The sequence below is a fragment of the Anaerobutyricum hallii genome (assembly GCF_900209925.1).
Lineage (GTDB): Bacteria > Bacillota > Clostridia > Lachnospirales > Lachnospiraceae > Anaerobutyricum > Anaerobutyricum soehngenii.
The window spans coordinates 1,085,648-1,098,112 of the sequence record NZ_LT907978.1; the positions used below are offsets into that span (position 1 = coordinate 1,085,648).

The 12,465-nt window shown below is 38.7% G+C and carries 12 protein-coding genes and 1 other RNA gene; 11 read left to right on the plus strand and 2 right to left on the minus strand.

What is annotated here, in order from left to right:
• The first annotated feature begins 27 nt into the window (after positions 1-27).
• The 3 genes from trpB to ybaK all read left to right on the plus strand — a co-directional run bounded on the left by trpB (position 28) and on the right by ybaK (position 2,774).
• Positions 28-1,200 (plus strand): tryptophan synthase subunit beta, encoded by a 1,173-nt coding sequence (trpB, locus tag EHLA_RS04970; protein WP_096239536.1) that lies wholly within the window; start codon positions 28-30, stop codon positions 1,198-1,200.
• An 89-nt stretch (positions 1,201-1,289) separates the two neighbouring features.
• Positions 1,290-2,081, plus strand: coding sequence for a tryptophan synthase subunit alpha (gene trpA / locus EHLA_RS04975; RefSeq protein ID WP_096239537.1), 792 nt, complete (start codon positions 1,290-1,292; stop codon positions 2,079-2,081).
• A gap of 210 nt (positions 2,082-2,291) precedes the next feature.
• Positions 2,292-2,774, plus strand: coding sequence for a Cys-tRNA(Pro) deacylase (ybaK, locus tag EHLA_RS04980; RefSeq protein WP_096239538.1), 483 nt, complete (start codon positions 2,292-2,294; stop codon positions 2,772-2,774).
• Between the two features lie 108 nt (positions 2,775-2,882).
• Here ybaK and panF read toward each other — a convergent pair whose 3' ends face one another.
• Together panF and EHLA_RS04990 are read right to left on the minus strand one after the other, a co-directional pair.
• The gene (panF, locus tag EHLA_RS04985) at positions 2,883-4,370 is read right to left on the minus strand and encodes a sodium/pantothenate symporter (protein ID WP_096239539.1); all 1,488 of its coding nucleotides are present in this window, start codon (positions 4,368-4,370) and stop codon (positions 2,883-2,885) included.
• Positions 4,370-4,636, minus strand: a complete 267-nt coding sequence (locus tag EHLA_RS04990; RefSeq protein WP_096239540.1) for a YhdT family protein — start codon at positions 4,634-4,636, stop codon at positions 4,370-4,372. The genes panF and EHLA_RS04990 overlap by 1 nt, the downstream gene beginning before the upstream one ends.
• A 238-nt stretch (positions 4,637-4,874) precedes the next feature.
• Between EHLA_RS04990 and EHLA_RS04995 the strand changes: the two genes are divergently transcribed.
• The 8 genes from EHLA_RS04995 to EHLA_RS05030 all read left to right on the plus strand — a co-directional run bounded on the left by EHLA_RS04995 (position 4,875) and on the right by EHLA_RS05030 (position 12,374).
• Positions 4,875-5,921: a fibronectin type III domain-containing protein gene (locus tag EHLA_RS04995; protein ID WP_096239541.1), complete on the plus strand. Its 1,047-nt coding sequence runs from the start codon at positions 4,875-4,877 to the stop codon at positions 5,919-5,921.
• An 83-nt stretch (positions 5,922-6,004) separates the two neighbouring features.
• Positions 6,005-6,349: a transfer-messenger RNA gene (ssrA, locus tag EHLA_RS05000) on the plus strand.
• 296 nt (positions 6,350-6,645) lie between these two features.
• Complete coding sequence (locus EHLA_RS05005; protein ID WP_096239542.1) at positions 6,646-7,608, plus strand: DMT family transporter; 963 nt, start codon at positions 6,646-6,648, stop codon at positions 7,606-7,608.
• The gene (locus EHLA_RS05010; RefSeq protein WP_096239543.1) at positions 7,605-8,312 is read left to right on the plus strand and encodes a 4'-phosphopantetheinyl transferase family protein; all 708 of its coding nucleotides are present in this window, start codon (positions 7,605-7,607) and stop codon (positions 8,310-8,312) included. The genes EHLA_RS05005 and EHLA_RS05010 overlap by 4 nt, the downstream gene beginning before the upstream one ends.
• Positions 8,313-8,370: 58 nt before the next feature.
• Positions 8,371-9,039, plus strand: coding sequence for an SEL1-like repeat protein (locus EHLA_RS05015; RefSeq protein WP_021906699.1), 669 nt, complete (start codon positions 8,371-8,373; stop codon positions 9,037-9,039).
• 132 nt (positions 9,040-9,171) lie between these two features.
• Complete coding sequence (tig, locus tag EHLA_RS05020) at positions 9,172-10,248, plus strand: trigger factor (protein ID WP_096239544.1); 1,077 nt, start codon at positions 9,172-9,174, stop codon at positions 10,246-10,248.
• A gap of 157 nt (positions 10,249-10,405) precedes the next feature.
• Positions 10,406-11,362 (plus strand): hypothetical protein, encoded by a 957-nt coding sequence (locus EHLA_RS05025; protein WP_096239545.1) that lies wholly within the window; start codon positions 10,406-10,408, stop codon positions 11,360-11,362.
• Between the two features lie 127 nt (positions 11,363-11,489).
• Positions 11,490-12,374, plus strand: a complete 885-nt coding sequence (locus EHLA_RS05030; protein WP_096239546.1) for an aldose 1-epimerase family protein — start codon at positions 11,490-11,492, stop codon at positions 12,372-12,374.
• Positions 12,375-12,465: the final 91 nt, after the last annotated feature.

Sequence of the window (12,465 nt, forward strand, 5' to 3'; positions counted from 1 at the left end):
TGCCGCAGTAAAAGAAAGGACTTTATTATGCAGAATAAGAAATATGGTGAATACGGTGGACAATATGTAGCAGAATCTCTGATGAATGTTTTAAAAGAATTAGAGTCAGCATATAATGAGGCGATTAATGACCCTGAATTTATTAAAGAATATCATTATTATTTAAAGGAATATGTAGGCAGAGAAACGCCACTTTACTTTGCAGAAAAGCTTTCGAAAAAGTATGGTACAAAGATTTATTTAAAACGTGAAGATTTAAACCATACCGGCGCCCACAAAATTAACAATGTAATTGGTCAGATTCTTTTAGCGAAGCGTATGGGTAAGAAAAAAGTAATCGCAGAGACAGGAGCTGGCCAGCATGGTGTGGCAACAGCGACCGGAGCAGCTCTTTTTGATATGGAGTGTACGGTATTCATGGGCGAAGAAGATATGGAACGTCAGGCATTAAATGTGTTCCGTATGGAGATGCTTGGAACAAAAGTGGAATGTGTAAAGAGCGGAAGCCGCACATTAAAAGATGCAACAAATGAAGCAATCCGTACATGGGCAAAAAATGCAGAAGATACTTTTTATATCATTGGTTCAGCCGTAGGTCCGCATCCATATCCTCAGATGGTAAAAGAATTCCAGAGGGTTATCAGCGTAGAGACAAAAAAACAGATTCTTGAAAAAGAAGGAAGACTTCCGGATTGTGTCCTTGCCTGCGTAGGCGGTGGCTCAAACTCCATCGGAATGTTTGCAGAATTTATTGATGAAAAAGACGTAGAATTAATCGGTGTTGAAGCAGCAGGCTTTGGAATTGAGACAGGAAAACATGCTAGCGCCTTTGCTTCCGGAAAAGCAGGGGTTCTTCATGGGATGCGTTCTTATCTGCTCCAGGATGATGATGGAAATATTCAGATTGCAAGTTCGATCTCCGCAGGCTTAGATTATCCGGGAGTCGGACCAGAACATGCATATCTCCATGATAGCAAAAGAGCAACTTATGTTTCAATCACAGATGATGAGGCAATGCAGGCACTCAAAGAACTTTGTCGTGAAGAAGGAATCATACCAGCAATCGAGAGCGCACATGCGATCGCTTATGCATTAAAAAAAGCAAAAACAATGAATGAAGACCAGATTATGGTAGTAAATCTTTCAGGGCGGGGAGACAAAGATGTACATACTATTGCAGAGTATTTTAAAGAAAAATAGAAAAGAAGAATAGAAAAAAGAAATAGAAAAGAGAAATAGAGACAAAAAGATTCCAAGAGTATAGTATTCTCACAGGGAGGACAGAAAACATGAATCGTATTGAAAAAAGAATGGAAGAATTACAACAAAAACATGAAAAAGCATTTGTAACATATATGACAGCCGGTCTGCCGGATATGGAAGGAACGAAAGCATTAATAAAAGCACAGGACGAGGCAGGGATTGATATTATCGAGCTTGGAATACCGTTTTCAGATCCAACAGCAGATGGTCCGGTTATTCAGGATGCATCTTATCGTTCCATCTGTAAAGGAACAAACGTAAAAGGTGTATTTGCTGCCGTAGAGGAAGTAAGAAAAGATTGTGAAGTACCTATCGTATTTATGATGTACTATAATACAATTCTTTATTATGGGGTGGAAGCATTTGCTAAGAAATGTGCGGAAACTGGCGTAGATGGTCTCATCATCCCCGATCTTCCAAAAGAGGAACAGTTTGAGCTGGCAGAGGCACTTGAACACACAGAAAATGCTCCAATCCTCATTCAGCTTGTCGCACCGGTATCCGCAGATAGAATTCCTATGATCTTAGAAAATGCAAGAGGATATGTATATTGCGTATCTTCCATGGGCGTAACTGGACAGGCGGCACATTTCCATAAAAACGTAAGAAACTATCTGGAAAATGTAAAAACGGTATCAAAGATTCCTGTCATGATGGGATTTGGAATCCGCACCGCAGGGGATGTAGCCGGATTAAAAGATACGATTGATGGCTGCATTGTCGGAACACATTTTATTGAACTTATGGAAGAAAACGGTTATAATCTGGATGTGGCAAAAGAATATATCCGTACATTCAAGAAGGAATTAAACGCTTAGAATATTTTTGCAAATGGACAAAGACAAGAAAGTGGCATATAATAAATGCGGCTTTTTTGTTTTTTCATAAATTCTAAATGGATTGTAAAATGATATAAATAAAAGAACATCGAATAAAGAATATCTAGTTAAAAGAACATCTAGTTAGGAAAGGAGCAAGTTACTGTTTATAACTTTTTATGAGTTTTCAGTAGTAGATGAATTAGGACAATGAAAAAAGAAGTAAAAACAAATGTAATGCGTATTCTTGAAAAAGAAAAGGTAGATTATGAGGCACATTATTATCCGCATGGGAAAGAAGCAGTGAATGGCGTGACGGTAGCAGAACTTACCGGACAAAATCCTGACTATGTTTTTAAAACACTTGTAACTGTAAGTAATAAAAAGGAATACTTTGTGTTTGTTATTCCTGTAGCGGAAGAACTTGACTTAAAAAAAGCTGCCAAAGCAGTTGGAGCAAAATCTATCGAGATGATTCATGTAAAAGATATTAATAAAATTACAGGATACATTCGTGGCGGCTGCTCTCCGGTTGGCATGAAAAAACAGTTTGTTACAACATATCATGAAACAGCACAGAATAATCCTGTGATTATGGTAAGTGGAGGAAAGATTGGAACACAGGTTGAATGTAAACCAGATGAACTGTTAAAGATTACGAAAGGACAGTACGCAGATATTTGTAAAGATTGATCTTTCCACAAACAGCTATTTTAGCTGTGACAAAGCATAAAAAAAGAAACGGCACCTTTTAGATATGGTCATATAGTATCTAAGAGAATGTCGTTTCTTTTTTCTATCTTAAAAACAGTTTTTAATAATGTCTGGATCAAGTCCATTTTTACAGGTTGCTTTTCCTACTGCAAAGTACAGGACTGCTCCGGCAAGAAGCCCCCATACGACAGCATTAATTCCGGCAACATGTACATTATAATAGCAGAATACATAGGTGGCGGCGGCACCGATCGAACTGCTGACAGCCGCCTGTTTCGTTCCTTTTTTCCAGAATAGTCCGCCGATAAGAGGCCAGAAGAAGCTGCATTCCAGACCGCCTAAGGCAAATAGATTCAGGAAGAAAATGATATCCGGCGGGTTGATCGTAAGTAAAATAACGATAACGCCGAAGGCGAAAGTAACAAGTGTGCTTAACTTTCCGACATTTTTATTATAGGAAGCCACCTTTACCGGGTCATCTTTTACAACATAGTTACGCCATAAATCTTTCACGATCGCAGCGGAAGCAAGAATCAGAAGCGAGTCGGCTGTAGACATTACAGCAGCCATCGGAGCGGCAAGGAATGTTCCAGCAAGACCGACTGGCATAATCTTTTGAACAATGTATGGGATAAAGTAATCAGAGGTTGGAAGATTACTTGTATCCACTAATGCACCTGCCCATGTACCGGCCATATGCATGCCGACAATGATAAAACTACAGGTGATTGCTCCGATCCACATAGCGGAATGAAGGCTCTTCGTGTTCTTAAAGCCCATCGCGCGGACAGCAGTCTGCGGAAGTCCGAGCGTACCAAAACCGACAAGAACCCAGAAGCTAAGCAGAGTACCAGGAGTATATACAGAGAAAAGATCGTCATACACACCGGGAAGATTCTTCGCAAGTCCTGCATCAATTCCGGCAAGTCCTCCCCCTGCTTTTAATACAAAGAAAATAAACAAAAACGTACCGATGCACATAATAATTCCCTGAATCGTATCTGTGATAGCAACGGCACTGAAGCCGCCAAAAGAAGTATAAATAATAACGACTGCGCCAAAAATCAACAGAGAGACGACATGATCAAGCCCGGTAATAGAAGAAATCAAAGTCGCTCCGCCGGTAAACTGTCCGATCATCTGTGCCATAAAAAATGCGACCATAAGTAAACTGGTAATAATAACTAAAGCATCACTTTTATAACGTGCCTTCAGATAACCGACAACGGTAACGGCACCAGTTCTTCTTGAGACCATTGCCAGCTTATTACCGAGCACACCTAAAACTAAAAATGTAACCGGGACCTGCACTGTAGCAATCCATGCCTGTGCGTATCCATAAGTAAGTCCTGCGGCACCTGGACCGGATATAAAAGAACTGACGGAAGTGTAAGTTGCCATAGTGGTCATAGCTAAAAGAAGACCATTCATATTTCTCCCGCCAATAAAAAACTTTTTCTCAGAGGATACATGCTGTTTACTTCCCTGCCGTTTGCTGAATACAATACCGATAATCGCATTTAAAGCAAGGTAAATAACAAAAATACCAAGAATGACTTTCTGATCTGCAGACATTATTCTTCTCCCTCCTCTTCATCATCATATTCAAAATCAATAAATACATGCTTTAACAAATACCATACCCCAAGTAAAGAGAGTACGATCGTACCTAACGTTGACACACTGAACCATGCTGGCATACCGAGAAAGTAAAGACCACTTTCGTTTAGTAAAAATGCACTTAAAATATGCCATGCACAGCAGATGGCAACAACAACTAATGTTCCACGAATTTCGCGGATACACTGTTCGTGTTTCTCCTGTTTCGTTAAATTCTTCATCTTTCAATCTCCTTAAATTAAAGGTCAGAGTCGTAAAAAAGATATCTGCCACAAATATTATCGTATAAAAAAGAAAGAAAATCAATAAAATTACGAAGGAATCTCTTTATTGGACGATTGCCTTTAGATATCTATTGAAAAAATACAGAATATGAGATATTATTTTACGACAAAGAAAAACTGTTAAGAAAAAGAATAAAAAAATTAAGAAAAATAAGACAGAGAAAGGAAGATATCTATGAAAAGTATTTACAAGAAAAAGGTACAACTGTTGCTGACCGCAGTCCTGTGCCTGACCGTTTTATTATTTATACCGCAGAAGGCGCAGGCAGCGGCAGTGAAAAAACCTTCGCAGGTAAAGAATCTCACAGTGAAGCTTACCGCAAAAAGAACGGCAAAGCTTACCTGGAAAAAAGCAGCGCATGCGAAGAAGTATCAGGTATACTGCTCAGTGAATGGCGGCAAGTATAAAAAGATAAAGACAACAAAAGCAGCCTCCGTTACACATAAAAAGTTAAAGACAGGTGCAGTTTATATTTATAAAGTAAGAGGAATCAATCAGGGCAAAAAAGGTAGTTATTCTTCTGTACAAAGAATCCGTACACTGGCGGACACCAAACCGGGACTTTCGGCTGCGGTAACCGGTACAACAGCAGTTTTGGAATGGAATAAAGTAAAGAATGCGACCGGATATTACTTATATAAGGCCGGAGCCAATGGAAAGTGGAATAAGATAACAGCAGTAAAAGAAAGAAGCTATGTCGTAAACGGTCTTGAGTTAGGCGGAGTTTATAGTTATAAAGTTGTGCCATATTTAAGAGCAGACGGAAAAACATTTAAAGGCAGCAGTTCGGTAAAGAAGATTACAATGCCAGCTTCCGGCTGGTTATTAGACTACGTGCAGCCATATGCGAAACCATTAAGCTATGAAAGCTACAATGCACGTGCTTTTACGATGAGAGGCACTTCCTATACGCATGGGTTTGCAGTAAGAGGAACGCTGCGCAATGATGAAGGAATCTATTTTAACTTAGGAGGAAAATACACTTCTCTTACTTTTAAAACAGGTATAAAAGATGGGAAGTATATTGCTCGAAGAAGACCAGCAAAGGTAACGATCAAGGCAGATGGAAAAACTATAGAAAACGGAACATTTGAAATTAAGGATGACGAAGCGTTCTCCATACATACGATTAATGTAAAAGGATGTAAAGATTTAAGAATTTATATTGTACCAGAGATATCATTAAGCTTCCCGATACAGAATATGGATTTGCAGATGTAAAGCTCAGCAAATAAAATTAACCCCTTGACATTTTCCTCAAAAAGTATATAATAGTGATACTACGGTTCAAAGAACCCTTATGGGGGCTTGTACTGGTTTCGACGGGGATTTTGAACGTGGGGCAGCCATCTGTGGTCCGGGACCACATTAAAACTCGGAACTAAATATAAACGCTGAAGATAATTTAGCATACGTTGCCTAGTTGCAGCTGTCGGCCTTAGTTTCCCCACAGATTAAGAGTCCGGCACCGAATATGTGGGACACTCGTATTCCAAAGCTTTGCGGAGTATGAAGTAATATGAAGCTACTGAAATCCGGAGTTTGTCTTTAGACGCCGGACAGAGGGAATGTTAAAATAGAGACTGTGATGGGAGATACCGTACGGAATAGGTTTTCGGACAGGGGTTCGATTCCCCTCAGGTCCATAAGAGACCCATGAAATATGACTTATTTAAGCCATATTTCATGGGTCTCTTTTTCTTTACTTACATCATTTTGCCTACTGGCATTATATCATATGCATTTTTTTCTGTAAGTTGTTATTCTGTATTGCGATATTCCCCAGATAATTATTCAATGCAACAATATAATAAAGTCGAAGAATAATAGTGTGGATTCATTATGATATTTGCAAAACGTGATAGGATTTTTTGTTTGCAAACTTTTTCTTCTTATTGTAGAATAGAGCGGATACTTCATATGGAAGAAAAGAGAGGACGAAAGAATGAATGCAAAAGTAAAGGGAATCACCTATGCTCTTATTGGAGGAACATGCTGGGGATTGTCCGGTATCGTAGGGAAACTCCTTTTTGATACAAGAGGGTTGAATGCACAATGGCTTGTGACGGCAAGACTTATTATTGGTGGGCTTATTATGTTGTTCATTGCCTTTTTGCAGAAAAAAGAGAAGATTTTTGATGTATGGAAGAATAAGAAGACGGCATGCAGTATGCTGTTATTTGCAGCATTTGGAATGTTAGCGTGTCAGCTTACGTATTTTTTATGTGTGCAGTATTCTAATCCGGCAACAGCGACAGTGCTTCAGTATACTTCGCCGGTCATGATTATGATTTTATGCCTTTTCCTTGATAAAAAGCTGCCGAGAATAATAGATATCCTTGTTCTGATTGCTGTGGTTGCAGGTGTTTTTCTTATGTCAACGCATGGGGACATCCACACTCTTGCGATTTCACAAAAGGCATTGATCCTTGGAATGATAGCGGCAGTTACGATTGTATTTTATACGGTATGGCCGGTAAGTCTTTTAAGAGAGTTTGGATCCCCGTCCGTTATTGGCTGGGGAATGTTTCTTGGTGGAATCATGCTGGCACCATTTTCAAAATTTTGGGTACTATCCGGAAAGTGGGATGGGTATACGGTAATATTAGTTGGAATCGTTATTATTTTTGGAACCGTATGTGCATTTACCTGCTATTTAAAAGGAGTCATGTATTTAGGACCGGTAAAGAGCAGTCTGTTTTCCTGTATGGAGCCGCTTGTCTCAACAATTCTTACAATCACAGTACTGCACCAGACATTTGCTATGGCAGATCTTGTCGGAATTGCAGTCATTATTATCAGCGTGACTTCGTTAGCGGTAAATGATGTGATTGAAGAAGCAAAGACACATAAAAAGAATCAAAAGGATCAAAAGAATCAAACAGAACAAACGGAACAAAAAGAATGAAAAAGTCAGAAAAACGTACTAAAGTATATTTGTTAGATAGAACTAAAATAGCAGATCCGGTAAGTTTTTCTTCGTGGAAAGACTTTCTTCCGAAAGAACGATGGGAAAAAACAGTCCGTCCGGTAAGAGAAGAAGACAGGAAAACGGAGCTTGCTGCCTGGCTTTTGTTGTATCACGCCTTAAAAGAATGGGGAATCCCGGAAGAAAGTATCCGAGCAGACGGGGCATATCGTTATGGAGGGCATGGCAAACCGGAACGAAAGAAGAAAGAAGTCTGTTTTAATCTTTCACATTCCGGAAAGTATGTTATGTGTGTAGTGTCGGATGTAGAAGTCGGTTGTGATATTGAAAAGATTCAGAAAGTAAGATGGAAGCTGGCAAAGAGATTTTTCTCTGAAGGAGAATATGATATTCTGGAAAAGTTAAAAGAAGAAAGTCCGGGGGCAGAGGAAGAACTTTTTACCCGGTTCTGGGTGTTGAGAGAAAGCTATGTAAAGAAAACGGGCGAGGGGCTTGGAATCTCGCTTGAGGGCTTGGATTTTTCGGGGATATCAGGTTATAAAGGAAAAAAGAATGGGAAAGCTTTAAAAGAAAGATTTTTTGAATGGGAATATGACGGATACCGGATTGCGGTTTGTGAGGAAAAAGACGGTGAACCGGAACTTGTTGTATGCAGCCGGACTATTGACAATTGTTTTCTTTAATAATATAATTTGTAACTATGCAGAGCCATGCAGATTTTCAATAAAAAGGAGAGGGACGATGGCAGTAGAAGGAACAAAGATCAAAGAGATGATGGAAGGAAAGACTCTTGAGAAGGATAATATAAAGAAGATGTACGATATGGTGCAGAATGCATCAGAACCGGAAGAGAAGAAGAAGGTTATGAAACATTCTGTTTTTTTTATTGGACAGCTTCCATTAAAAGAGAATCATATTGTTGATTTGGAACAGACAAGAAGAATTGTAAATGGAAGTGTGCCATTTGCAGAAGTAGACACCTATATGGATTATCTGTTAAAGGGACTTTCTACGCAGAAGCTTCTTTTAGAGAAAGAAGATGGCAGCTATGAAGTGAATACGAAGTATGAGAAGTCAGTGATAAAGGTTCGTAAGATTGCCAGAGCATTTCAGCTTGAGCAGGAGAAAGCATTAGAAGCAGGAATCCCTAAAGCAAAGAAGATGTACCAGATGGGAACAAAGTACTATCATTCTGGACAGTATGGAGAAGCGGCGGCCTGCTTTATGAATGCGGTTGAACTGGCAGAATATCGTATGGCTTACTATAGTCTTGGTTTACTGTATTTTAAAGGACAAGGTGTGGACCGATCTCTTGAGAAAGCGGTTTATTATGCCAGAAAAGCGCTTGTAAAGGGTGCGGTGATCGCACAGGAACTTGAGCAGGAGATTTTAGAGGCGATGAACGCTTAAGTTTGTAAGAATATCTATACATTCTTAAAAGTGATCAGAATCGATAATCAAGATTACTTAAGTGAAAAGTAGTTAAAAAGAAGATTAGTTAAAAAGAAGAGTGGTTTAAAACTAGAAAGGATATATTTGATTATGAAGAAGTTTGCAGCAATTGCACTTGCAGCTGTTTTATCAATGACGATGTTGACCGGATGTGATAACAGTAAGAAGGCAGCGGAAGCGACAACAGAAGTAAAAGAAGAAACGGTGGATTATTCAAAGGGACTGAATGAGGATGGAACTTTAGAAGGGGTAAAAGCATCTGACTATGTAACAGTTTGTGATTATTCTTCTTTAAAGATTGCGAAAAAAGATATAGAAGCATCTGACAGTGATGTGCAGAGCCAGATTGATTCTATTTTATCTAATTATAAGAAGCAGGTTACAGATCGTAAAGTAAAAAAGGGCGATGTAGTTAATATTGACTATACAGGAACGATCGATGGCAAAGAGTTTGATGGCGGCTCAGCTACCGGTGCAGATCTTACGATTGGTTCCGGAACATTTATTGATGGTTTTGAAGATCAGCTGATCGGTAAAAAGCCGGGAGAAACTATACAGGTAAAAGTAACGTTTCCGAAGGATTACACGAATGCAGATGTTGCCGGAAAAGATGCGGTGTTTGAAACAAAGATTAATTATATCGAAGAAGAACAGAAACTGACAGATCAGTTTGTAAAAGAGAATTTAGCAGATTCTTATGGTGTTACGTCAGCAAAAGAACTGAAAAAGAAGATTAAAGATGAGATTTACAAGTCAAACAAGACAGATTACATCTGGAATCATATGATCGAGAAGAGTACGTTTAAAGAAATTCCGGACCAGCTGATCAATGATCGTATCGATGTTCTTGTAGACGGATTAAAGGCAGAGTTAAAGTCATCGAATTATTCTTTAAAAGATTATCTTTCCGCATATGGTATTGAAGATGAAGATGCTTTGAGAGAGCAGTATAAGAGCAGCTGTGAAAGCACAGTAAAAGTATTCTTAGTTGCAGATGCAATCGCGGCAGAGAAGAAGATTGCTGTAACAGACGATGATATCAAAGAATATTTTAATGGGGAAGATACGGCAAAGTATGAGAAGTTATATTCTAAACCGTATTTAAATCGTGTCGTATTAAATGATCTTGTATTAAAAGAAATCGAAAAAACTACCACAGTGAAATAATTAATAAAAATCATATGGCTGCATTGGCAATAGACCGATGCAATCATATGATTTTTTTATCTCAGTCGAGAAGACTCCCGCCTCTTTCAGGTGGTGAGTGACAGCAAATTTGTCTCAGTGGGAGTCCAAAATCTCCGACTGAAAGAAAAGTAGCCTGATGACGCAGGGATTTTCCAATAATTCCTTTGATAATACAGGGCATACGACATCACATGCCAGCAAAGTGAATGAGGGAGCCATGACACAATATCCATATTACATAAGTTCTTCTATTAGTACAGCAACTACGCACTCACAATATTATCAGCTCGCAATGGAAGAAGATTCTAATCATGATGGAACAAATGATATTGTTGTATGGTTTTGCTTAAAAAATGGAAAAGAAAATGCATATACATACAGTCCAAACGATGTTCGTAATAATTATTATTTTTACAGTAAAGGAAATGTTATCTACACTGGAGTAGGGCACAAAACAGGAATTACACAGCAGGAACAGCAGCTTTTTGCGAATGCTGTTATTGCTGCCGCAAACGTTACGGCAGTTGATCCGGAAGCCACCTTTCTTGATGATTTTGACCCGGTAGCTTCGCAGGAAGAGTATCGTTATTATATGCCGGACCGCTTAAAAGCATCGGAAGCTGGTGATACATCAAATATTTTAGATGGGGACAATACGTTTTGTATTCGAATCCGCGACTACAACATGGTCGCATCGAACTTAAGCAATACGGACAGTAACGCAAATTCGCTTACAATGGAGTTGTATATCGAAGATGATAAAAATGGAAAAGAGATGAATATCAATGGCGAATCTGTAAAGGTAAGTAAAATTTCAGTGTCCGGAAAGGCAGATATCCTGAAAAAATATTCGGACGGACAGACGATTACAGTTAATCAGGAAGGAAAGTTTCAACTACAGGGGAATGATACCTTCCAGTTTAGCTTAAACGATATGGAAAGCTATTTAAAAGAAACAAATACAACATATAAAAAAGAATGTCGTATTTTTGCGAAAGTAGATAGTAAAGTTACCTTATATGGGGTGCCAGCTAATAAAGAAACCTGGACTTCGGTAAGTTTAAAACCAAGACAGCTTTTTGATTTGGATTAGTCAGAAATATATGATATACTTTACATAAGTCCGGCAGATACTGGTCTGCCGGATTATTTTATGTGGATTATAATACAAAAAGATTGCAAGAAGATATAATATATATAGATAAAAAGGGGAGAATAAAATGGCAGCTTACACAATCGAAAATGAAAAGTTATCTGTAACTATTGATGCGCATGGGGCAGAACTTAGCAACATTTATGATAAGGAAAATGACAGGGAGCTTATCTGGCAGGCTGACCCCGCTTTTTGGAATCGCCATGCACCGGTGCTTTTTCCCAATGTAGGAAAGTATTATGGTGGACATTTTACTTATAATGGCAAAGCATATCCAATGGGACAGCATGGATTTGCCCGAGATACGGAATTTGAGCAGATAGCAGCAGGAGAAGATTTCGTAACGTATCGTCTATGTGCTGATGAGGAAAGTAAAAAGAAATATCCGTTTGATTTTGTGCTGGAAATTACGCATAGATTAGAGAACAATCGCTTGTCGGTAGAATGGAATGTGAAGAACGTAGATGATAAAGAAATGTATTTTACAATCGGTGGACATCCTGCATTTAACGTAAATATTCTTCCAGATACAGATTTTGAGGATTACTCGCTTGTATTTAAAGAAGGAATAGAAACTCTTTCCTATATTCTTATTGATGCAGAAAACGGTACTGCACTCACCGATAAAACATACAAACTGGAACTGACAAATAGCAAATATGCTCTGAAAAAAGATATGTTTGATAAAGATGCCTTAATATTTGATAATGGACAGATCGAATGGGTGGGATTAGCATTACCGAATGGAAAGCCTTATATTGCATTAGAAAGCAAAAACTTCCCTAACTTTGGAATATGGTCGAAACCGGGCGCACCATATGTTTGCTTAGAGCCATGGTGCGGACGATGCGATAATAAAGGATTTCATGGGGAGATTTCTGAAAAGCCGGGCATCAACACATTAAAAGCCGGGGAAGTTTTTAAAAAGTCCTATGATATCATCATATATTAATATCACGAATTACCTCGTAGCTGACGCTGCTCCCGTAATTCTGAAACATTCATAATTGCTCATTTTTCTTTGAAAAATGGGCTGCTTAACA

Bases quoted from the DNA above. Each gene is read 5' to 3' on its own strand.
- trpB (WP_096239536.1), top strand. From the start codon at position 28: ATGCAGAATAAGAAATATGGTGAATACGGTGGACAATATGTAGCAGAA.
- trpA (WP_096239537.1), top strand. From the start codon at position 1,290: ATGAATCGTATTGAAAAAAGAATGGAAGAATTACAACAAAAACATGAA.
- ybaK (WP_096239538.1), top strand. From the start codon at position 2,292: ATGAAAAAAGAAGTAAAAACAAATGTAATGCGTATTCTTGAAAAAGAA.
- panF (WP_096239539.1), bottom strand. From the start codon at position 4,370: ATGTCTGCAGATCAGAAAGTCATTCTTGGTATTTTTGTTATTTACCTT.
- EHLA_RS04990 (WP_096239540.1), bottom strand. From the start codon at position 4,636: ATGAAGAATTTAACGAAACAGGAGAAACACGAACAGTGTATCCGCGAA.
- EHLA_RS04995 (WP_096239541.1), top strand. From the start codon at position 4,875: ATGAAAAGTATTTACAAGAAAAAGGTACAACTGTTGCTGACCGCAGTC.
- EHLA_RS05005 (WP_096239542.1), top strand. From the start codon at position 6,646: ATGAATGCAAAAGTAAAGGGAATCACCTATGCTCTTATTGGAGGAACA.
- EHLA_RS05010 (WP_096239543.1), top strand. From the start codon at position 7,605: ATGAAAAAGTCAGAAAAACGTACTAAAGTATATTTGTTAGATAGAACT.
- EHLA_RS05015 (WP_021906699.1), top strand. From the start codon at position 8,371: ATGGCAGTAGAAGGAACAAAGATCAAAGAGATGATGGAAGGAAAGACT.
- tig (WP_096239544.1), top strand. From the start codon at position 9,172: ATGAAGAAGTTTGCAGCAATTGCACTTGCAGCTGTTTTATCAATGACG.
- EHLA_RS05025 (WP_096239545.1), top strand. From the start codon at position 10,406: ATGACGCAGGGATTTTCCAATAATTCCTTTGATAATACAGGGCATACG.
- EHLA_RS05030 (WP_096239546.1), top strand. From the start codon at position 11,490: ATGGCAGCTTACACAATCGAAAATGAAAAGTTATCTGTAACTATTGAT.